The following is a 21,090-nucleotide window of genomic DNA, read 5'->3' as shown; positions in this document are numbered from 1 at the left end:
GACGTTACTGACAAAAATCACAGAATGCTAAGCACACGACCTATATTCGGCGCGCTCATGTCTTTTACCTAAAAGAAACCCAAAGCGGTTCCGACTGTCATGGGAGTCGGTTAGTGTGGCGCTCGTGAAGGCAATCCGAAGGTTTACAGTCCGTACCGTCCTCCCTGAGCCCATCAGGCCATTAGCCCGTTTGGCAACGAACTTGCGTTGGTCATGGCACCGGCCCACGCGGGAACTTTTTGCAGGGCTCAACCCTGCGCTGTGGGAAGACGCGCAGCATGATCCCATTGCCTTGCTTGGGTCCATCAGCCGGGAACAGCTTCAGGACCTGGCCGCGGACGGAGAGCTCGTGGCGCGCGTGCAGGAAGCCGCGGCGGACTTGGACCGTTACCTCAGCGAGCCGCGCTGGTACCAAAGCCTGGGCGACGACGCGCCCAAGTGCATCGCCTATTTCTCCCCCGAATTCGGCATCACCGAGGTACTCCCGCAGTACTCCGGCGGCCTCGGCATCCTTGCCGGCGACCACCTCAAAGCCGCATCCGACCTCGGCGTCCCGCTGATCGGCGTCGGCCTCCTCTACCAGGCCGGCTACTTCAAGCAGTCACTCTCCCGCGATGCCTGGCAGCAGGAAACGTACCCCGTCCTGGACCCTGACGGGCTGCCCCTGACACTCCTGCGCCACCCCGCAAAGGACGGCGGCCAGGGCAAGGCCGTGCAGATTTCCCTGCCGCTGCCCAACGGACGCGAGCTGCATGCGCACGTCTGGCGTGCCGACGTCGGACGCGTGCCCCTGCTGCTGCTGGACTCCAACGTACCCTCCAACGACGAAGCCGCCCGCGGCATCACGGACCGCCTGTACGGCGGAGGCGGCGACCACCGCCTCCAGCAGGAGCTCCTGCTCGGCATGGGCGGCGTGAAGGCCCTGCGCGTCTACCAGGAACTGACCGGCACGCCCGCGCCGGAAGTCTTCCACACCAACGAAGGCCACGCCGGGTTCCTCGGTATTGAGCGGATCCAGGAAGCCATGTCCGATCCCGCTGATCCGCTCAGCTGGGAAGAGGCACTCGCCGCCGGCCGCGCCTCCACCGTCTTCACTACCCACACACCGGTGCCCGCGGGGATCGACCGCTTCGAAGCGGTCCAGATCAAGCACTTCTTCGAAGGGGGCCTCGCCCCTGCCGTCCCGGTGGAACGGATCCTGGAGCTCGGCCGGGAAAACTACGACGGCGGCAACCCTGCGGTTTTCAACATGGCCGTCATGGGCCTGCGCCTGGCGCAGCGCGCCAACGGCGTAGCGAAGCTTCACGGCGTTGTTTCCCGCCAGATGTTTGCAGGCCTGTGGCCGGGATTCGACCACTCCGAGGTGCCCATCGCCTCCGTCACCAACGGCGTCCACGTTCCTACCTGGGTGGACCCGCGGATCTCCTCCCTTGTCCGCAGCCAGTTCGGCGCGGAAGCCGAAGCGATGGGGCGCTGGGACCTCGCCTACAACGTCAGTGACGAGGATGTGTGGGCACTTCGCCGCGAACTCCGCGTCCAGCTGATCGAGGATGTCCGCCGCCGCCTGCGCGCCTCCTGGAAGAAGCGGGGCGCCGCCGACGCCGAACTCGGCTGGACCGCGAAAGTCCTGGATCCGGACGTGCTGACCATCGGCTTCGCCCGCCGTGTTCCCACTTACAAGCGCCTCACCCTGATGCTGCGCGACCCCAAGCGGCTCAAGGCCCTGCTCCTTGACCCGAAGCACCCCATCCAGTTGGTCATCGCGGGCAAGTCGCACCCAGCGGACGATGCGGGCAAGAAAATGATCCAGGACCTGGTCCGGTTCACGGACGACCCCGAAGTGCGCCACAGGATCGTCTTCCTGCCCAACTACGACATCGCCATGGCGCGAACCCTGTTCCCGGGATGCGACGTCTGGCTCAACAACCCCCTCCGCCCCCTGGAGGCGTGCGGCACGTCCGGGATGAAGGCGGCCATCAACGGCTCGTTGAACCTGTCCGTGTTGGACGGTTGGTGGGACGAAATGTACGACGGCGAGAACGGCTGGGCGATCCCCACGGCCAACAACGGCGCCTCAGCCGACCAACGTGACGACATCGAAGCCGCAGCCCTCTACGAACTCCTCGAAACCCAGGTGGCACCCCGCTTCTACGGCACCACCGTGTCCCAAGGTGCCGGGGCGGCAGGACCTTCCGAGTCCAGCACGGAGAAGATCCCCACCCACTGGGTTTCGATGATCAAGCACACCCTGGCCAACCTCGGTCCTGCTGTCTCCGCCGAACGCATGCTCCACGACTACGTCAACAACCTCTACTGCCCGGCAGCCGTGTCCGGGCGGAGGGCCTCCGCAGACTCCTACCGGGAGGCGAAGGAACTCGCCGCCTGGACCACCAAGGTCCGGAACGCCTGGCCCGAGGTTGTAGTGGAACACGTCGATTCGGTGGGCCTCTCCGAGGAACCCCAAGTAGGCGACACCCTCCAGGTCAACGCGTACATCGCCCTGAACAACCTCGCACCCGAAGACGTCGCCGTGGAGGTGGCCTTCGGACGGGCCGAGGAAAGCGATGAACTCGAAGACATTGTGGTTGCCGAACTGGACCCGAAGGAAGACCTCGGCCACGGACGCCATCTCTTCCACGGATCACTGGTCATCAACCGCTCAGGCTCCTTCGGCTACACCGTTCGGGTGTTCCCGAAGCATTCGGCGTTGGCTTCCAAGGCTGAACTTGGGTTGATCGCGAACGCTTAGTCCTGGTTCAGCCGCCGCTGGGCGGCCGCAATCCTCGGCGCACTGGCTCGTTCCTCGCCTTTGACGTGCGCTGCCGGATCACGGCCGCCCAGTGGGCTTTAAACGATGACCAAGGTTAGGATCCACCAGGCCGTTTGCGCTTTAGTGCTGGAAGACGGCGATCACTGCCAGGTCGCGGCCGGCGTAGCGCTCTGCGTCTTGGAGGATTTCGCAGACCACCCCGAATGAGCGGTCCGTCCGGTAAGCCGCGGGGACCTGCCAGATCATGGTGACCGGAGCATCGCCATCCTCCGACAGGGAATCGGCGAAGTCATGCAGGGAGTCATTGAGGGCATCCAGGTTCACGCCGTAGTACTCAGGGAAATCCAGGACCTGGCCGAAGACCTCGAGGACGGCCTTCTTGGTGTCCGCGGGGGGCACCAGGATAGTGCGGCGGCCTGCGTCGGAAACCTGCTCCTGCAGTTCTTCGAGCGTCCAGGTGTCAGCTGAGTAGATCTTCATGGGCTCCTACTTGTCCTCGACGATGAACTTGAACGATTCGTAGTGGTCCGCGGTGTAGTACTTGGCTGCGTCCCTGCCCACCACTATGCGCCGTTCTCCGCGGTTGGACTTGCCCGGCGTCGGCACCGTGTACTCCTTATAGAAGCCGCTTCCCTTCTTGGGCAGGAGTCCTTCGAAGTTACCGAAGTTTCCGTCATCTTCCCGGTACGGGTAGGGACCGCCCTTCGCGATGAGGACAAGGGTCTGCCGTGCTTCCTTGGGCAACTGGGAGGCGTTGACGGCCGGCAGTCCGGAAGGATTCTCCGGTGCCCGGCCAGCAGCAGGAGGCGCCGACGTCGTACTTACCGCGGTGCCGGGTGACTCCCCAGGTGCCGTTGGCGCCTGCTGGCCGCTCACCATGGCGACAACCAGCACGACGACGGCGATCACCAAACCTGCGAACGCCGCCAGCCTGCTGCGTTTCATGCCGGGAACTCCTCAGGTTTCAGGTGCGGTAAACGTTGATGGTGTTGGCATGCAGGATATCCCGTTCACCGGACGCTACCAGCGCACCCTTACGGCGTTCATGGAGCACTGACGTGGTGAAACGGAGCTCGAACATACGTTTCCCGACGCCCGTCTCGCTCAAAATCTCCGGCAGGACCATCCGAACGTCATGGTTGCTGCCGTTGATCACGATCAAGCCGCGCACTTGGCTGTCCTCGTCACCCATCAGAAGTTGGACACACCGGACGCCGGGATCGTTCCAGCGGGCCGGGGTCATGCGTTTGCCGTTGTCATCAAACCACTGAAGGCTGGAGTCGTCGGCCATCGCCGGGAAGCTCTCAGGCTGCTGGCTCAGGAACCATCTCCGAAGGCGGACCAACTCGCGGGTGGTCCGGAACAGTGAGTGGGCCTCGTGGGTGCGGCTCCAGTCCAACCAGGCAGTGGGGTTGTCCTGGCAGTAGGCGTTGTTGTTCCCATGCTGCGTCCGCCCTAGTTCATCACCGGCTGTGATCATCGGAACGCCAATGGACAGCAAAAGGGTAGCCATGAGGTTGCGGACTGACAGGGCGCGGGCAGCAACGATCGCCTCGTTCTCGCTGCGGCCTTCGAAGCCATGGTTGTAGCTGCGGTTATCGCCGTGGCCGTCCCTGTTTTGCTCGCCGTTGTCTTCGTTGTGCTTACGGTCGTAGCTGACGAGGTCCGCAAGGGTGAAGCCGTCGTGGGCCGTGACGAAATTTACCGACGCCAGACGCGTCCTGCCTGAAGCGGCAAACAGCTCCTGGGAACCGGCCATGATCTGCGCGAGCTTCGCCACTGACCCGCCGTGGCCGCCGGCCTCGATGGCTGCGCGGTCGGAAAGCCAGAAGTTGCGGACGCCGTCGCGGAAATGGTCATTCCAGTCAGCCCAGCCGCGGGGGAACCGTCCAGTCTGCCAACCGCCGAAACCGACGTCCCACGGCTCGGCAATCAGCTTGACCGAGGACAGCACGGGATCTTCCGCGATCGCGCGCAGGAACGGGTGGTTCGGGTCGTATTCGTTTCCGGAATCGCGGCAAAGCGTCACAGCGAGGTCGAAACGGAAGCCGTCCACGTGGAAGTCGTTGACCCAGTAGCGCAACGAGTCCAAAGCCAGGTCCACCACAACGGGATCACTGAAGTCCAGTGTGTTGCCGCAGCCGGTGGTGTCCAAGTAGCGGCCGTGGGCATCGTGGCGGTAGTACCGTTTCTCCGCCAGTCCGCGGAAGCTGATGGGAGGCCCGTCCGGTCCGGCCTCGGCTGTGTGGTTGTAGACCACATCCAGGAGCACCTCGATCCCGGCAGCGTGGAGCAGCTTGACCATGCCTTTGAGTTCATCCTGGACCGCATGAGGCCCTGCGTTCCGCGCAGCTTCGGTGGCGTAGGAGGACTGCGGTGCGAAGAAAGCTATGGTGTTGTAGCCCCAGTAGTTGGTCAGGCCAAGGTCCTGAAGGTGCGACTCATCCAGGTGGAAGTGGATCGGAAGCAGCTGCACGGCCGTCACACCCAGTTCCGTCAGGTGCTGGATCATCACGGGATGGGCCATGCCTGCATATGTTCCACGCAGGTGCTCGGGGATGTCCGGGTGCAACATCGTCTGGCCGCGGACATGGGCCTCGTAGATGACCGTGTTCCGCAGCGGAGTCCGCGGCGTGGCGTCATCTCCCCAGTCAAAGTCACGGTCCATATGCACGCTCGTCAGGAATTCGCCCCGCTGGTCCACGGCGCGGCCGTAAGGGTCAAGCAACAGGGGCTGTCCGCCGTCGTCGTCAAAATCCACCGAGGGCACGGACACCGGAAGTCCGCCGCCTTCAGGAGCGGCGCGGAAACCGTAGCGGGTGCCGGGCGGAACCCCGTCCACGATGCCGAAGTGGATGCCGTCGGCCTTGTTCGGCAGAGTGTGGACGCGCCATCCCTCGCCTGGCGCCTGGTACGCCATCTCCACACGCTCCAGATCCGGGGCGAACACTGCCACGTTGACGTGACCGATGGGTGCGGAGGCAGCATTAGTCTCCCCGGACTGCGGCGAGCTCAGTCCGAGCGGCGCGGGACGGGAGGCGTCCACGGCGGCTGCTGTTTCCAAAATAGGCATGACCATTGATTGCAAGTTTAGTTCCACGCCAACTATGTGCCGCTTCCTCCTTCCATGTGACGACATACGCGGCACTTCCTTGCAGCGCTGCCATACTGGGAGGTACGGAACTGGAGGTACACATCGTGCGCGTGGCACTTGCCCAAGTCATCACAGGCCGGGATCTGGACGGGAACCTGCAGATCCTGGAGGAGTATGCCCGACGAGCCAAGGAAGGCGGCGCCGGCCTTGTGGTCTTTCCGGAAGCCATGATGCGTGCGTTCGGCAACTCGCTGCTGGACATTGCCGAGCCCCTCGACGGCCCTTGGGCAGCCCGGGTCCGCGAACTCGCCAAGGAGCTGGAGCTGGTGATCGTTGCCGGGATGTTCACGCCCGGTACCCCCTCGGAGTCCGGAAAAGCCCGCGTACGGAATACCCTTGTGGCCACCGGCCCGGGTGTAGAGGCCAGCTACGACAAGATCCATCTGTTCGACGCGTTCGGTTTTGCGGAGTCCGATACCGTCGAGCCCGGTACAGACCCCGTGACGTTCGACGCCGGTGGCCTCACCTTTGGTCTGGCCACGTGCTACGACATCCGTTTCCCCGCCCTGTTCACCGAGAACGCCCGGCGTGGCGCGGTGGTCAATATCGTCTCAGCGTCCTGGGGATCCGGCCCCGGCAAAGCTGAGCAGTGGCAGCTCCTTGCCCGCGCCCGGGCCGTGGATACCACCACGTTCGTCCTTGCCTGCGGCCAGGGTGATCCCGCTACCCAGGGAGTGGAAACCAAAAGCACGGCACCCACGGGAGTGGGGTACTCCGCCGTCGTTTCCCCGTTCGGCCAAGTGCTTGAATCACTCGAAGGCGAGCCGGGACTGATTTTTGCCGACCTCGACGGGACCGTAGTACAGGAAGCCCGCCAAAAGCTCCCGGTGCTGGCCAACCGCCGCGACTTCTAGCGTTCCTCTGCCACATCCCACCCGCTTCCGCCGGTTGCTCTGGCACATCCCACCCGCTTCCGCCGGTTGCTCTGCCACATCCCACCCGCGGCGGACGTACTGCGGGTGTCCGGGAGGCGCCGTCGTGGGCTGATCCACGCAGAACGGCAAACGCTCCCCCACCGCTTGAGGTGAGAGAGCGTGAGCCAAAACGCGTCGGGATGTGAGAGAGGAACGGGGGCTAGTTTGCCGAGCGCTGCCGGGAGACCTCGTAGAGGGAGATGCCGACGGCCATGGAAGCGTTCAGGGACTCCATGGCGGAGTCGATCGGGATGGAGACGATCTGGTCGCAGTTCTCGCGCACGAGCCGGCTGAGGCCCTTGCCTTCGGAACCTACCACGATGCACACCGGTTCGGTAGCGACAGTGAGGTCCGGAAGCGAGACGTCGCCGCCACCGTCCAGGCCCAGAACGTAGATGCCCATCTCCTTGAACTGCTTGAGGGCGTTGTTCAAGTTGGATGCCCGTGCCACGGGGACACGGACGGCAGCTCCCGCGCTGGTCTTCCACGCGGAAGCGGTCACACCTACGGAGCGACGCTCGGGCACGATGACGCCGTGACCGCTGAAGGCGGAAACCGAACGAATGATGGCGCCAAGGTTGCGGGGGTCAGTGATGCCGTCCAGTGCGACGAAGAGCGGAGCGTTGGAGATGTGCCCCTTCTTCCACTTGGCTACCGTTTCTTCGGCGAGATCGTAGGCGTCCTCGTACTCGTACGGCGGAATCTGCAGGACGAGGCCCTGGTGCACGGCGTCCTCGGTCATCCGGTCGAGCTCGGACTTGCCGGCCTCCAGCAGCGGGATATTCCGTTCAGCAGCAATCTTGAGGGATTCCTTGACGCGGTCGTCCATCTCGATCCGGATGGCCACGTGCAGCGCCTTGGCCGGGATGCCGGCGCGCAGGGCTTCCACAACGGAGTTGCGGCCAGTCACCAGCTCTTCAGTGGCGCGGCCCTTGGGACCAGTGCTCCGGCGTGCGCCGGCGCCGCGGGGACCTGCACCGCGCTTGGCAGCCGAACGCTCGGCCAACTGCTTGTTCTTGTAGGCCTTGTGGTAGACGCGGTCCTCCGCCTTGGGCGTGGGGCCTTTGCCTTCGAGTGCCTTGCGGCCGTGGCCACCGGTTCCGACGGTGGGGCCCTTCTTCTTCTTGACCGACCGGTTACCGTTGTTGGCCATGGGATTCCATCCTTGATGTTGTAATGAGTCTGGAATCAAGTCTACTGACCCAATGCAATTCGGCGGACGAGCCTTCTTGTCAGCCGCGCTTGAGGCTCCACGTTGCGCCGTCGGGCCCGTCCTCAACCACGATGCCGGCTGCGGCGAGCGTGTCGCGAATCGCGTCCGACGCGGCCCAGTCCTTCGCCGCACGCGCGACTGCCCGGGCTTCGAGCTGCGCCTCGACCAGCACCTCGAGGGCGGCGTGTTCACGGCCTTGCACGGCTTCGGGGCGTTTCACGGCGTCCAGTCCCAGGACCGAGGTCATGGCATTGACGCTGTAGAGGGCCTGCTTGGCAGCCTCAAGATCCCCGGCGGCCAGCGCCGTGTTGCCCGCACGAACCGTCTCGTGAAGGACGCCCAGTGCCTGCGGGACGTTCAGGTCATCGTCCATCGCGGCGGCAAAGGCGGCCGGCATGTTGGCCTGCGGCGCTACGGCATAAGCGCTCGGTCCGCCCATGTCGTGCTGAACCTTGGCAGACGCTTTCGCGATGAAACCGTCAATGCGTTCGACGGCGGCAGCCGCCTCCTGGAGCGACGTCGGCCGGTAGTCCAGGACAGAGCGGTAGTGGGCCTGCCCGAGGTAGTACCGGACCACCCTGGGCGAGGCCACGTCCAGCATCTCGGCCGGGCTGATGGTGTTGCCTATGGACTTGGACATTTTTTCGCCCTCGTAGGTCACCAAGCCGTTGTGCATCCAGAAGTTGGCGAAATCATCGCCCGCAGCCTGGGACTGTGCCATCTCGTTCTCATGGTGCGGGAAACGGAGGTCGAGTCCCCCGCCGTGGATATCGAAGCGCTTGCCGAGGTACTTGGTGACCATGGCGGAGCATTCGAGGTGCCACCCGGGACGGCCGGCTCCCCAAGGGGAAGCCCAACTGGCGGTTTCCGGTTCGCCTTCCTTGAAACCCTTCCACAGCGCAAAGTCGCGGGGATCACGCTTGCCGCGGGGGTCGGCGTCGGCGGCTCCCTGCATGTCATCTACGTTCTGACGCGTGAGCGAACCGTACTTGCTCCAGGAACGGACATCGAAGTAGACGTCTCCGGAGTCATCGAGGGCAGGGTAGGCGTGGCCACGGTCAATGAGCCGCTGAATCAGAGCGTGCATCTCAGGGATGTGTCCGGTGGCGCGGGGTTCGTAGGTGGGGCGCTGGACGCCAAGTGTCTCGTAGGCCTGCTCGAATTCCAGCTCGTAACGGTAGGCCAGCGCCCACCATTCCTCGTCCTGCTTGGCTGTGGGCTCGGCGTCCCAGTCAGGCCCGAAGGACCGTTCGGACTTTGCCAGGATCTTGTCATCAATATCCGTGACGTTGCGCACGACTGTGACCCGCAGGCCGCGGAATTCCAGCCATCGGGTCAGTTGGTCGAATGCGATCGCCGAACGAACGTGGCCCACGTGCGGCATGCCCTGCACGGTGGCCCCACAGTAGTAGACACTCGCCTTGCCGGGTTCGAGGGGAACGAAGTCACGGACTTCGGCGGAGGCAGTGTCATAGAAGCGCAGGGTCACCGCTCCAGATTAGCCGATGCCGGACCGTGCCCGGCTTACTTGCAGAACTCGCCGATCTTGTTGAACTGGACCGTAAGCTGCTGCTGTTGCTCCTGGGTAGCCGCTCCGAGCGACGAGGACGCGGCCTTGTCCATAATGGCCGCCATCTCCTTGATGGGGTCCGCGATCTCCGGGGTGAGTTTTTCCGAGAGTTGGTGATAGTGCTCGGCCAGCTGTTTGGACTGCTGCTGCTGGTTGCCGTCCGGCTTGAAGGAATCGTTGTTCAGGAACTCGCAACTGGCTTTCACGTCCATCTTTGGAGTTCCGCCGCAGCCGGCCAGCATCAGTGCCGCCCCGAGGGCTGCTATTGCTGCAGCGGCCGGAAAACGTACGACGCCGGAACGCGGCTTACGCATCCTGCCCGCCGTTCGCGGTAGTCGGCTGCCCGGGCTCCGGCAGTTGGTAAACCAGGGCCGTGGCGATGGCCGAGATCCCTTCACCGCGCCCCGTGAATCCGAGGCCGTCACTGGTGGTCGCCGTGACGCTCACGGGTGCACCGGCGGCTTCGCTGAGGACCCGCTGTGATTCTTCCCGCCGAGGGCCGAACTTGGGACGGTTGGCAACGAACTGCACGGCCACGTTTCCGATCCCGAATCCTGCGGCACGGACAATGCGCGCGGCTTCGCCCAGGAGCTTCACTCCGGAAGCGCCTGCAAACTCGGGGCGGTCCGTGCCGAAGTGCGTGCCGAGGTCGCCGATTCCGCAGGCGGAGAAGAGCGCATCCGCGGCCGCATGGGCGATGCAATCGCCGTCGGAATGGCCTGAGAGCCCCTGCTCGCCCTCCCAGAACAATCCTCCCAACCACAGCGGCTGGGGGTCGTCGGCGGGTGCGAAGGCGTGCACGTCAATGCCGATTCCGGTGCGAGGCAGGATCGGTTCAGCTTGGTTCATCAGCCCTCCACCCAGCGCATTCCCAGGGGGCCTTCCAACAAGCCTTCGGCGATGATGAGGTCCAGCGGTGTGGTGATTTTCAAGGACTGGCTGGCTCCCCGGACCGCATGCACCGGAACTCCGAGGAGTTCCACCAACATGGCGTCGTCGGTAACCGACGCAGACTGTTGGTCATCGAAATCTGCTGCGGCCCCGTGGGCACGGCGCAGCGTTGCCAGCTCAAAACCTTGAGGCGTCTGGACTGCGCGCAACTGCTCCCGGTTGGCGGTTCCGGTGACCACTTCCGGCGCGATCTCCGTCCCTGCCCCACTTGTAGCCGCCACCGTCTTAATGGTGTCAACCACCGGCATCGCCGGAATGACCGACTTCGCCCCGGCAGCAAGGGCATCGGCAACGCGCTGGAAGACACGCTCGGGCGCAAGGGCCCGGGCGGCGTCGTGCACCAGCACAAATTCAGTGCCTTCCTCCAATGCGGCGAGGGCGGCGCGCACGGAGTCCGCGCGGGTAGACCCTCCGTCGACGACCGACACTTCAGGTCCGCCGTCCACCAGTTCCACGGTGAAATCAGCGATCAGCTCACGCATCTCCGTATCCCCCTTGGGCACGGCAACGCAGATCTGGCGTGCAACGTCTGCCGCCACCACGCCGCGGAGGGCATGCATGAGGATGGACTCACCACCCAAAGGAACCAGGGCTTTAGGCATGCCGTAGCCCAGGCGCTCCCCTGAACCGGCTGCAACTACGATGACGGCCGTAACCGAGCGCATTGAAGGATTACTCATGCGCCAAGGTTACTGGAAGACAAAAAAGAAACCCGGCGGCGCTTTCGCACCACCGGGCATCAATTCTTAGGAAGCCAAGACCTCGTCGAGAACGCTTGCTGCCTTCTCTTCGTCTGTCTTCTCAGCCAGCGCCAGTTCTGAAATCAGAATCTGCCGCGCCTTGGCCAGCATGCGCTTCTCACCTGCGGAAAGGCCGCGATCGTGATCACGACGCCAAAGATCGCGGACGACCTCTGCCACCTTGATGACATCACCCGAAGCAAGCTTCTCCAGGTTTGCCTTGTAACGACGTGACCAGTTGGTGGGCTCTTCAGTGAACTCGGCGCGGAGGACGTCAAATACGTGCTCCAAACCATCCTTGCCCACTACGTCCCGGACCCCAACAAGGTCAACATTCTCTGCTGGAACTTCAATGGTCAGATCACCCTGAGCCACCTTGAGCTTGAGATACATCTTCTCTTCGCCCTTGATGGTGCGCATCTTGATTTCCTCAATTTTTGCTGCACCGTGGTGAGGGTAAACTACTGTCTCGCCGACCTCAAAAACCATGTGGACTTTCCCCTTTCCCGCAGACTAGTCTATCACGATTAAGGCATACGACTGGCATCGGACGGCCCCTCCTCCCGCGCAAATAAAGGGAAAAAGGCCCGAAAGGGCCCTAAAGAACCCCTTGACGAAAACTGTGAAAGATGCATTAGTCAATCGAAGTGAATGCCCGGGCTCTCACGCGTGCGCGCCAGCGGGCACGCGGTCGCACGCGGTTGTGTCCGCCGTCGTGGGCGCCACAAAGGCTTCCCGAATCCTCGTTTCGCCCGATTTGCCGATAGGCTATGGCTGAAAACTTTCCAATGACTCTTGAGGAGTAGGTGTCGTGCGCATTTCTGCGATGAACACTGTCCAGCGCGGCAAGCTGGCAATTGCGGCCGCTGCAATCGGCGTCGGTCTTCTGTCCGTCACCGGCTGCGGCTTCGTCAACGCCCAGCAGACTTCGCACCAGTACTCGGCATCCGACGGGGTCAAGGCTGACCTCGGCCAGCTGCAGTTGCGCAACATCCTGATCGTGGCTTCCGGCGAGAAGGAGCCCGGACGCGTCATCGGCGCTGTCTTCAACCAGGGCACCTCGGACGCTACCCTGACCATCAGCGGCGCAAACGGCTCCCAGACCGAAATCCCGGTCAAGGCAAACTCCGAGACGTACCTGAACACCGGCTCCGACTCCGCGATCCTCAGCAGCGCCGGCGTTATCCCCGGCGGCCTGACCCCGGTGACCATCCGCAGCGGTTCCGACTCCGCCACGATCAACGTGCCTGTTGTGGACGGCACCCTTCCTGAGTACAAGGAATACCTGCCCACCCCCAGCGGTTCGGCATCGCCCACCTCTACGGAGTCCGGTTCGGCCTCGCCCTCCGCTACCTCCACCGAGTCGGCTGGAGCCGGCCACTAGGACCGCGCTCTTACAAGCAACTGCAAGGGAGGGGTTCCGCTACGGCGGAACCCCTCCCTTGTTTGTTTCTTCATGGACTTAGGGCCCATGCCCTCGGCCTACGGCTCGAACTTGTACCCCAGTCCGCGGACGGTGACCAAATAGCAGGGGGCCGAAGGATCCGGCTCAATCTTGCTCCTAAGCCTCTTGACGTGGACATCCAGGGTCTTGGTATCCCCTACATAGTCCGAACCCCACACCCGGTCGATCAACTGCCCGCGGGTCAACACCCGCCCGGAGTTGCGCAGGAGCATCTCCAGCAGTTCGAATTCCTTGAGGGGCAGGGAGACTTGCTGCCCGTTAACGCTGACCACGTGCCGTTCTATGTCCATGCGGACAGGCCCGGCCTGCACGGTGGAAGAGATGAGCTCCTCGGGCTCGCCTTGGCGGCGAAGGACGGCCCGGACACGCGCCACCAATTCACGTGAAGAGTACGGCTTGGTGACGTAGTCGTCGGCACCGAGTTCCAGGCCCACTACTTTGTCGATCTCCGAGTCCTTGGCGGTCAGCATGATCACCGGCACGCTGGAGCGTTGCCGCAATTGCCTGCACACTTCAGTTCCTGGTGTTCCCGGCAACTGCAGGTCAAGCAGGACGAGGTCTGCCCCGTTGCGATCGAATTCCACCAAGGCATCACTGCCGTTGTCCACTACTTCAACGTCGAAACCCTCCTTGCCCAATAGGTAGGACAGTGGGTCGCTGAAGGACTCTTCGTCCTCCACGATCAAAATCCGGCTCAAGCGCTGGCTCCTTGCTCTTGGGCGCCGCTGGCGCCCTCTTGTTGACTTTCATTGCGAGCGTGGCCCGCTCGTTGGGGTTCGACGGCGGCGCTCCCCTGGTGCTGTCCGGGAAGCGGAACCGGGTTGGCAGTGGAAGGCGGGAGTCCGCCGTCGTCCTGGCTTTCCAACTCGGGCAAGCGGATGGTGAACGTGGAGCCGTGGCCGGGCTGGGACCATACCGTCACTTCGCCGCCGTGGTTGGAGACAATGTGTTTGACGATGCTCAGCCCCAAGCCCGTGCCGCCGGTGTGGCGGGAGCGGGCGGCGTCCACGCGGTAGAAGCGCTCGAACACGCGCTCCTGGTCTTCGGGAGTCAGCCCTTCGCCCTGGTCCGTCACTGACACCGCGACCACGCCTTCGCGGGTCCGGACGCCCACTCCCACCTGGCTGTTTTCGGGCGAGTAGCGGATGGCGTTGTCGATGAGGTTGCGCAGTGCGGTCACCAGCAAGTCCCGGTCGCCGAAGACTTCGGTGTCCGCATGGCCTCCCACCACTATCCGTATGTTCTTGCTCTCTGCCGGCAGCTGGGAGCGGTCCACGGCCTCCAGGATCACGGCGTTGACGTCCACGGCGTTGCCCTGCTGGGCGACGTTGGCGCCTTGCAGGCGTGACAATTCGATGATGTCCTGCACCAGGGCTGCGAGGCGGCCCGATTCCTTGTGCATGCGCTTGGCGAAACGGCGCACGGCCTCCTCGTCATCCGCGGACGCTTCGAGGGCTTCGGCCAAAAGGGAGATGGCCCCTACCGGGGTCTTGAGTTCGTGGGAAACGTTGGCCACGAAGTCGTTGCGGATTTCCTCCGTGCGGGTGATCTCGGTGCGGTCGTCGGCAAGCAGCAGTATGTATTCCTGCCCGAGCATCGCTGCCCGGACCTGCACGACAATCGCGCCCTTGCCCATCGGTCCCCGCGGCAGCTCGTACTGTTCTTCCAGGATCACGCCGTCGCGGCGGACCTTGGCGGTCATTTCCAGAAGCTGCTTGTGGACCACCGTGTGCCCGCGGACCAAGCCATAGGCATAGGCGCCGGGGCTGGCCCGGACGACGCCGTCGATCGCATCCACCACCACGAAAGCACGGCCCACCACGGACAGTACTTCCGCTGCCCCTTCGGGAAGCACGGGCTCGGAGATGCCTAAGTCCTCGATCTTCCGTTGCCGCTCACTGATGCCGAAAGCGAGCATGCCGAACACGCCCAAGGACAGGCCAACCAGGCCGGCAATGACGCCTACGAGCAACGGATCCACTCGACCAGCTTATGCTGTGCAAACGTGGCGATGCATGGTTCCGGAGGCAAACCCGAACGGTTCAACTAACGTTCACCTAAAGGTGCGGAACCGTTCACGGGCTACTGTCAATGTTGCTTGTTGGACTACCCGTGGTTTTTGCGATCCCGGCCGCCGCCTGTGCCGGGTCTCGAAGGAAAGGACGCCTTAGTGCGCAAGGTTTTTCAGTCGGAGCTCACCCAGGTTGGCGACGACCTCATCGAGATCTCCAAACTCGTTCACGAAGCTATCACCAAGGCCACCACTGCTTTTGAAGGTGCCGACGTTGACCTTGCCCAAGACGTCATCGCGGCCGATGCGCGCATCGATTTCCTGCAGAACAGCCTGGACGAGCGTGCCATCGACATCCTTGCCCTCCAGGGTCCGGTGGCCAGCGACCTGCGCATGATTGTTGGCTCCCTTCGTATGAGTGCCTCGTTGGAACGGATGGGCGACCTCGCCCGGCACGTCGCCCAGCTGGCCCGGCTCCGTTACCCGGCCAACGTCATCCCCTCTTCGCTCACTGAGACTTTCCAGGCCATGGCCCGGTACGACATTGAGATCGTCGCCAAGGTCATCGAGCTCCTGGAGACCCGCGACCTCGAAGTTGCCCGCGACATCCTCAAGATCAACATCGCGGTGGACGACCTCCACTTGAGCGTCTTCAAGGCGATCGCTGCTCCCGAGTGGAAGGAATCCGCTGCCACCACGGTGGATGTTGCCCTTGCGAGCCGCTACTTCGAGCGCTTCGCCGACCATGGGGTCTCGGTTGCCCGCAAGGTCACCTACCTGGTCACCGGAGAGTGGCAGCCTGAGGGCTTCTAATACAGGGCAGTTAAATCACGACGGCGGTCCGGTCACCCAAGGTGACCGGACCGCCGTCGTATGTCCAGCGTTCTTCAGCCGGGGCCGCGAAGCCTTACTTCTTGCCCTGGTTGGCCACTGCGAGGATAGCCTCGGCTGCGGCGTCGGGGTCCAGGTAGGTGCCGCCCGGGGTGACGGGCTTGAAGTCCTCATCCAGTTCGTAGACCAGCGGGATGCCGGTCGGGATGTTCAGCGAGGCAATGGCGTCATCGCTGATGCCGTCCAAGTGCTTCACGAGTGCACGCAGGGAGTTGCCGTGTGCCGTGACCAGGACGGTCTTGCCGGCCTTGAGGTCTTCCTTGATGTCCGATTCCCAGTAGGGAAGCAGGCGGACGAGGACATCCTTGAGGCACTCCGTGCGGGGAAGGGCGTCGCCGAGGTCCTTGTAACGGACATCGTTGGCCTGCGAGAACTCGCTGTTGTCGTCCAAGGGCGGCGGCGGGGTGTCGTAGCTGCGGCGCCATTCCATGAACTGATCTTCGCCGAACTCGGCGAGGGTCTGGGCTTTGTCCTTGCCTTGGAGGGCACCGTAGTGGCGCTCATTCAGGCGCCAGTCACGCTTGACCGGGATCCAGCCGCGGTCGGCCTTGTCCAGGGCGATGTTCGCCGTGTTGATGGCACGCTTCAGCAGCGAGGTGTAGAGGACGTCCGGGAGAACGTTGTTCTCGACCAGGAGTTCCCCGCCGCGCGCTGCTTCCTTGCGGCCTTGGTCGTTCAGGTCAACGTCCACCCATCCGGTGAACAGGTTCTTGGCGTTCCATTCGCTGTGGCCATGGCGCAGCAGAATCAGCTTGTAAGTCATGGTTTTCATCCTAGCCGAGGCGTGTTCCCTCCCGCCGGGCATTACGCCGTGCACCGGGCCCTGGGCTCCGGGGCTGGGCTCTGGGCTCCGGGCTCTGGGCTCTGGGATCTGGGCGGCGGTGTGGTCCGTTGGGCGCTCGGGGAGCACGGGTTCTTCGTGGGCGGCCGCACCCGTTTCCGCCTGGCGCACCCCTACTTCGGCGCCATCGCACCCGTTCACGCACTGCGCCCCCATAACCACGGGAGCGAAGGGCGGCAAAGGGTGCGCCCAAGACAAGCCCACCCCAGCCCCAAGCCCGCAGCCGCAGCCCCCACCCCGGACCACCCTTAACCACGACGCCGCGGCCCCCACGCTCCCCCGCCGCGCACCGCCAGGGCCGCACCGATACAGTGGAGCCGTGGTGCAAAAAGCTGAACGGGTAGCCTCTCCCCGGAGCCGGGGCGGGAAGCCGGTGGGCAACGTGACCCGGGGCACCACTAATCCCAACAGGATGCGTCGGTTGGACAGGTGGTTGGCCGGCCCGCAGGCGTGGCGGCTCCGCACCGCCGTCGAGCCCCTTGTCATCGACCTGGGCTACGGCGCCTCCCCGACCACCGCCGTCGAACTTTTTGAACGGCTGCAAGCAGTGCGGCCGGACGTCCGCGTCTGCGGAATCGAGATCGAACCCGAGCGGGTGCGCACCGCGAAGCCGTTGGAACGGCGGGGCCTGAGCTTCCATGTGGGAGGGTTCGAGCTCCCTGTCCCCGGCAAGCCGGTCATTGTCCGGGCCTTCAATGTGCTCCGGCAGTACGAGGAAGCCGACGTTCCGGAGATCTGGCATCTGGTTCAGTCGCGGCTGGCGCCGGGTGGTTTGTTCATTGATGGAACATGTGACGAAATCGGCCGTCGGGTCACGTGGGTGGCTTTGGACCCGGCCCGACCCCTGAGCCTGAGCTTCTCCGTGCGTTTCGGCAGCTTCGAGCAACCATCGGACGTGGCGGAGCGGTTACCAAAGGCCCTCATCCACAGGAACGTGCCGGGCGAGCCGATCCACACGTTCCTGCAGGCCATGGACCGGACGTGGCTGGAGGCCGCGCCGCTGGCGTCGTTCGGGAACCGGCAACGTTGGACGCAGATGTGCCGGACATTGCGCGACGCCGGTTGGCCGCTGTTGGATGGACCGTCGCGGTGGCGGCTGGGTGAACTAACAGTGGCATGGGACGCCGTGGCGCCCCGCCGGGAGGATTCTTACCAAGGTCCGTAAGGTCCGACGTTGCGGTTGCCTCCGCTGCCGGCCTCGCGGACAGCAGGACGGACGTCGGCGAGGTACACGCAAGCCGCGGTCACGGCGGCGATGCCGAAGAGGCCCAGTCCGCCTCCACCACCGAGCAAGCTCAGCGCACCGATGGCGAACGCGATGCCGGTGAGGGCGGTCCAGAACGTTTTGGTGCGCTTGGAGGCAGCGACAAAGAGGGTGGGGCGGTGGCGCAAGCAGTCCACGAATGCCCAGACCTCAAGAGCCAAGGCCACCAATCCCAAGATGAAGTAGACCCCGCTGGTGACAATGCCAATCAAGTATTTTCCGTCCACGCCTTTTAGCCTAGCTGCCCAGCGACTTCAGCGCTTGCTCGAGGTCGGCCCAGAGGTCCTCGACGTTCTCGATGCCGACGCTCAGGCGCACCAGGTTCTCCGGAACGCTAAGCGGCTCGGCCGTGTGCCGGCGCCTGCGTTCAATCAGCGATTCCACTCCGCCCAAGGATGTAGCAGGGAGCCACAGTTCAAGGGCCCGGACCAGTTCATCGGCCGCATCGGCCCCGCTGCGGGCGGCGTCACCTGCGATCTGGATACACAGGATAGAGCCGAAGCCCTGCATCTGGTCCTTGGCACGTTGGTGGCCGGGATCGGACGGGAGGCCCGGGAACCGGATTGCCTCAACACGGGGGTGAAGGCTTAGCCGCTCGGCCAGGACCGCCGCCGAGGCCTGCGACCGCTCAATGCGAAGCGCCAGTGTCCGCAGGCCCCGCAGGGCAAGCCACGCCTCGAACGGACCGGCGATTCCGCCGTGGATGATGCGGTGGTGCAGAAGGGCGGCGCGCAGTTCCGGATTGGACGTCACCAAGGCGCCGAGGACGACGTCGGAGTGCCCGGCCAGGTACTTGGTCACCGAATGGAGTACGACGTCGGACCCCAGGCTGAGAGGCTTCTGCACCAACGGCGTCGAGAAAGTATTGTCCGTAACCACGATCGCGCCCACCGCGTGGGCAGCCTCGGTCAGGGCCCGGATGTCGGCGATGCCGAGCATGGGGTTGGTGGGGCTTTCGAGCCACAGCAGGTCGGCGGGTTTGCCGTCTGCAGGATCGATCAACGCTTTGACGGCCTCGGTATCCGCGATGTCCACTGTCCGCAGTTCAAGGACGCCTTTTTCTGCCAGCTCCGTGGCCATGACCAGCGAACCTGCGTAACTGTGCGAGGGCATGACCACGACGCCGCCCGCCGGCACCAAGGAGAGTGCGGAGCTGACTGCAGCGAGGCCGGAAGCGTACAGCAGGCCGGGGAGCTCCGCGCCTTCGAGCTTGGCGAGGGCTTCCTCGAAAGGATCCCAGGTGGGGTTGGCATAACGTCCGTAGCCGCGGCCCCCGTCGCCGAGCGAACCAGTTCCGAAGTATGTGGAGGACAGGACGATGGGTGGATTGACCGGTTCATCGTGCTTGCGTTCAGGCCGCCCGGCAGCAACCACAAGGGTTTCCGGGGACAAATCGGCAGCATGGTGATCGGAAAGGCTCATGGATTCAGGGTACGGCTGCCGAACCCTGTGGATGAAAGGCATTACGCATCTTTATGTCAGGGAAGCTCGGTAGGCTAGACGGGTGAGTATCCAGAGCCCAGGTCTTTTCATCGCGTTCGAAGGCGGGGACGGAGCGGGCAAGTCCACGCAGGCCGCCCGGCTCTTCGACGCCCTCGAATCCAAGGGCCTCACGGTGCTGCGGACACGCGAACCCGGCGGAACTCCCATTGGCGAGAAGCTGCGTTCCCTGGTGCTGGACCACGGCCACGGCACCATAGATGCCCGCACGGAGGCGTTAATGTTCGCCGCTGCCCGTGCTGCACACGCCAGCCAGGTGATCCGTCCGGCCCTGGCGTTGGGCCACGTGGTCATTACCGACCGCTACATCGACTCCTCCGTCGCCTACCAGGGCGCTGGTCGAGGGCTGGGCGCCGAGGACGTCAGGTCGCTCAACGAGTGGGCAACCGAAGGGCTCCATCCGCACCTCACGGTACTGCTCGACGTCGAGCCCTCCGACGGTCGCGAACGGCGGACGGCGGGTGACGCCGCCGAGGACCGGCTGGAATCCGAACCCGACACTTTCCACACAGCAATCCGGGATGCCTTCCTCCAGTTGGCTGCCGCCGCGCCGGACAGCTACCTGGTGCTGCCCGCGGCCTTGGACATCGAGACGTTGGCTGCACGGATCCTCGAACGGGTGGAAGCCCTGTTGGGTGATCGGGTCAGCCAATGAGCGTATGGGATGACCTGCAGGGACAAGCCCCGGTAGTCGCACAGTTGAAACAGGCCGCCCAGTCAGAGAGCGGCCTGACCCATGCGTGGCTGTTCACGGGTCCGCCCGGATCCGGCCGTTCCAATGCCGCCAAGGCCTTCGCTGCGGCCCTCAACTGCCAGCAGGACGACGTCACTTTGCGGGGCTGCGGCGAATGCCCCGCGTGCCATACCATCCTTGGCGAAACACACTCGGACGTTACGTTCGTGCGGACCGAGAAAGTCACCATCACCATTGACGAGGCCCGGGAATTGGTGGCCAAAGCCGGCGACCGGCCTTCCACCGGCCGTTGGCGCATCATCGTGGTGGAGGACGCCGACCGCATGGCCGAACGGACCACCAACGTGCTGCTCAAAGCCATCGAGGAGCCCACTCCCCGGACCATATGGATGCTGTGCGCACCCTCCCCGGCAGATGTGCTCGTAACCATTCGTTCGCGATGCCGCCCGGTGACCTTGCGCTTGCCTCCTGCCTCCGACGTCGCCGATCTTTTGGTGAGGCGCGACGGAGTCGAACGTGGCCTTGCCGAGCGGGCCGCACGCGCGGCACAGAGCCACATCGGCATCGCCCGGCGACTGGCACGCGACGCCGACGCCCGGGAACGCCGTTTGGAAACAGTCCGCATTCCGCTTGGCCTGCGCGGAGTAACGGCAGCGGTGATGATGGCCGAAAAGCTGGTGAAGATCGCCACGGAAGAGGCCAACAGTTCCAACGACGAACGCGACGCTGCGGAAAAAGTGGCATTGTTGTCAAGCCTCGGGGCGCCCGAATCCGGCACCCTTCCGCCGTCGATGCGCAGCCAGGTCAAGCAGCTGGAAGACGACCAGAAGCGCCGCGCCAAGCGCTCCGTCACGGATTCGCTGGACCGGACCCTGACGGACCTGTTGTCCTTCTACCGTGATGTCCTCATCATCCAGCTTGGGAACGCGGTGGACTTGGTTAACGTTGAGCTACAGAGCGAGCTGGAAGAGTACGCGCGCCAGTCCGCCCCCGAAACCACGCTCGCCCGGATGGACGCCATCAATAAGGCACGCGTCCGCATCACCACTACCAACGTGGCACCGCTGTTGGCAGTGGAGTCAATGGCTACAAGCCTGATCCAGCAATAGGAG

22 protein-coding genes are annotated in these 21,090 nt (G+C 64.1%); 8 read left to right on the top strand and 14 right to left on the bottom strand.

Annotation, left to right across the window (positions count from 1 at the left end; translation table 11 throughout):
• The first annotated feature begins 124 nt into the window (after positions 1 to 124).
• Complete coding sequence (gene glgP / locus RI444_RS04040; RefSeq protein ID WP_179014486.1) at positions 125 to 2,749, top strand: alpha-glucan family phosphorylase; 2,625 nt, start codon at positions 125 to 127, stop codon at positions 2,747 to 2,749.
• A gap of 141 nt (positions 2,750 to 2,890) precedes the next feature.
• On the opposite strand, the gene RI444_RS04035 is transcribed toward glgP, so the two are convergent.
• Genes RI444_RS04035 through glgX form a run of 3 tightly spaced genes read right to left on the bottom strand, consistent with a single transcriptional unit; the run spans position 2,891 to position 5,849 of the window.
• Entirely contained in the window at positions 2,891 to 3,250 is a 360-nt protein-coding gene (locus RI444_RS04035) for a barstar family protein (protein WP_062095291.1), read from the bottom strand.
• A gap of 6 nt (positions 3,251 to 3,256) precedes the next feature.
• Complete coding sequence (locus tag RI444_RS04030; RefSeq protein ID WP_207605091.1) at positions 3,257 to 3,715, bottom strand: ribonuclease domain-containing protein; 459 nt, start codon at positions 3,713 to 3,715, stop codon at positions 3,257 to 3,259.
• A 19-nt stretch (positions 3,716 to 3,734) separates the two neighbouring features.
• A complete protein-coding gene (gene glgX / locus RI444_RS04025) occupies positions 3,735 to 5,849 on the bottom strand; it encodes a glycogen debranching protein GlgX (RefSeq protein WP_207605092.1) in 2,115 nt (704 codons plus the stop codon).
• A gap of 119 nt (positions 5,850 to 5,968) precedes the next feature.
• Here glgX and RI444_RS04020 point away from each other — a divergent pair, with 119 nt between their 5' ends.
• A complete protein-coding gene (locus RI444_RS04020; protein WP_179014482.1) occupies positions 5,969 to 6,778 on the top strand; it encodes a carbon-nitrogen hydrolase family protein in 810 nt (269 codons plus the stop codon).
• A gap of 220 nt (positions 6,779 to 6,998) precedes the next feature.
• Here the strand turns inward: RI444_RS04020 and rlmB are convergent, their stop codons facing one another.
• From rlmB to RI444_RS03990, 6 genes are all read right to left on the bottom strand, one after another.
• The gene (gene rlmB / locus RI444_RS04015; protein ID WP_021474274.1) at positions 6,999 to 7,991 is read right to left on the bottom strand and encodes a 23S rRNA (guanosine(2251)-2'-O)-methyltransferase RlmB; all 993 of its coding nucleotides are present in this window, start codon (positions 7,989 to 7,991) and stop codon (positions 6,999 to 7,001) included.
• Between the two features lie 79 nt (positions 7,992 to 8,070).
• Positions 8,071 to 9,540 (bottom strand): cysteine--tRNA ligase, encoded by a 1,470-nt coding sequence (gene cysS, locus RI444_RS04010; protein WP_207605093.1) that lies wholly within the window; start codon positions 9,538 to 9,540, stop codon positions 8,071 to 8,073.
• Positions 9,541 to 9,575: 35 nt separating this feature from the next.
• Positions 9,576 to 9,935 (bottom strand): hypothetical protein, encoded by a 360-nt coding sequence (locus RI444_RS04005; RefSeq protein WP_069695432.1) that lies wholly within the window; start codon positions 9,933 to 9,935, stop codon positions 9,576 to 9,578.
• Complete coding sequence (gene ispF, locus RI444_RS04000; protein ID WP_021474271.1) at positions 9,928 to 10,470, bottom strand: 2-C-methyl-D-erythritol 2,4-cyclodiphosphate synthase; 543 nt, start codon at positions 10,468 to 10,470, stop codon at positions 9,928 to 9,930. Before ispF ends, RI444_RS04005 begins: the two co-directional genes overlap by 8 nt.
• Complete coding sequence (gene ispD / locus RI444_RS03995) at positions 10,470 to 11,252, bottom strand: 2-C-methyl-D-erythritol 4-phosphate cytidylyltransferase (protein WP_031217134.1); 783 nt, start codon at positions 11,250 to 11,252, stop codon at positions 10,470 to 10,472. Before ispD ends, ispF begins: the two co-directional genes overlap by 1 nt.
• A 66-nt stretch (positions 11,253 to 11,318) precedes the next feature.
• Positions 11,319 to 11,801: a CarD family transcriptional regulator gene (locus RI444_RS03990; protein WP_009357288.1), complete on the bottom strand. Its 483-nt coding sequence runs from the start codon at positions 11,799 to 11,801 to the stop codon at positions 11,319 to 11,321.
• 337 nt (positions 11,802 to 12,138) lie between these two features.
• On the opposite strand from RI444_RS03990, the gene RI444_RS03985 reads away from it, so the two are divergent.
• Complete coding sequence (locus RI444_RS03985; RefSeq protein ID WP_062095287.1) at positions 12,139 to 12,696, top strand: hypothetical protein; 558 nt, start codon at positions 12,139 to 12,141, stop codon at positions 12,694 to 12,696.
• 98 nt (positions 12,697 to 12,794) lie between these two features.
• Here RI444_RS03985 and RI444_RS03980 read toward each other — a convergent pair whose 3' ends face one another.
• Positions 12,795 to 13,475: a response regulator transcription factor gene (locus RI444_RS03980; protein ID WP_207605094.1), complete on the bottom strand. Its 681-nt coding sequence runs from the start codon at positions 13,473 to 13,475 to the stop codon at positions 12,795 to 12,797.
• A complete protein-coding gene (locus RI444_RS03975) occupies positions 13,472 to 14,749 on the bottom strand; it encodes a sensor histidine kinase (RefSeq protein ID WP_197521596.1) in 1,278 nt (425 codons plus the stop codon). The genes RI444_RS03980 and RI444_RS03975 overlap by 4 nt, the downstream gene beginning before the upstream one ends.
• A 198-nt stretch (positions 14,750 to 14,947) precedes the next feature.
• Between RI444_RS03975 and phoU the strand changes: the two genes are divergently transcribed.
• Positions 14,948 to 15,601: a phosphate signaling complex protein PhoU gene (gene phoU, locus RI444_RS03970; RefSeq protein ID WP_062095285.1), complete on the top strand. Its 654-nt coding sequence runs from the start codon at positions 14,948 to 14,950 to the stop codon at positions 15,599 to 15,601.
• 94 nt (positions 15,602 to 15,695) lie between these two features.
• Here phoU and RI444_RS03965 read toward each other — a convergent pair whose 3' ends face one another.
• The gene (locus RI444_RS03965) at positions 15,696 to 16,442 is read right to left on the bottom strand and encodes a phosphoglyceromutase (protein ID WP_021474265.1); all 747 of its coding nucleotides are present in this window, start codon (positions 16,440 to 16,442) and stop codon (positions 15,696 to 15,698) included.
• Between the two features lie 21 nt (positions 16,443 to 16,463).
• Here RI444_RS03965 and RI444_RS03960 point away from each other — a divergent pair, with 21 nt between their 5' ends.
• Positions 16,464 to 16,772 carry a hypothetical protein gene (locus RI444_RS03960; RefSeq protein WP_207605095.1) on the top strand — a complete coding sequence of 103 codons (309 nt, stop codon included), beginning with the start codon at positions 16,464 to 16,466 and terminating at the stop codon, positions 16,770 to 16,772.
• Between the two features lie 67 nt (positions 16,773 to 16,839).
• Positions 16,840 to 17,685: a class I SAM-dependent methyltransferase gene (locus tag RI444_RS03955; RefSeq protein ID WP_207605096.1), complete on the top strand. Its 846-nt coding sequence runs from the start codon at positions 16,840 to 16,842 to the stop codon at positions 17,683 to 17,685.
• Here the strand turns inward: RI444_RS03955 and RI444_RS03950 are convergent.
• A complete protein-coding gene (locus RI444_RS03950) occupies positions 17,670 to 18,011 on the bottom strand; it encodes a DUF2516 family protein (RefSeq protein ID WP_021474263.1) in 342 nt (113 codons plus the stop codon). The two genes, RI444_RS03955 and RI444_RS03950, sit on opposite strands and share 16 nt — an antisense overlap.
• A gap of 10 nt (positions 18,012 to 18,021) precedes the next feature.
• Positions 18,022 to 19,206, bottom strand: coding sequence for a trans-sulfuration enzyme family protein (locus RI444_RS03945; protein WP_207605097.1), 1,185 nt, complete (start codon positions 19,204 to 19,206; stop codon positions 18,022 to 18,024).
• An 82-nt stretch (positions 19,207 to 19,288) separates the two neighbouring features.
• On the opposite strand from RI444_RS03945, the gene tmk reads away from it, so the two are divergent.
• Positions 19,289 to 19,939, top strand: coding sequence for a dTMP kinase (gene tmk / locus RI444_RS03940; RefSeq protein ID WP_062095278.1), 651 nt, complete (start codon positions 19,289 to 19,291; stop codon positions 19,937 to 19,939).
• Complete coding sequence (locus tag RI444_RS03935; RefSeq protein ID WP_207605098.1) at positions 19,936 to 21,087, top strand: DNA polymerase III subunit delta'; 1,152 nt, start codon at positions 19,936 to 19,938, stop codon at positions 21,085 to 21,087. Before tmk ends, RI444_RS03935 begins: the two co-directional genes overlap by 4 nt.
• The last annotated feature ends 3 nt before the right edge of the window (positions 21,088 to 21,090 follow it).

Origin of the sequence: Paenarthrobacter sp. AT5 (assembly GCF_032764245.1) — a bacterium.
Taxonomy (GTDB): Bacteria; Actinomycetota; Actinomycetes; order Actinomycetales; family Micrococcaceae; genus Arthrobacter; species Arthrobacter ureafaciens.
Note: the sequence above shows the minus strand (reverse complement) of the source record. Positions and strands in the feature narration are given on the sequence as shown.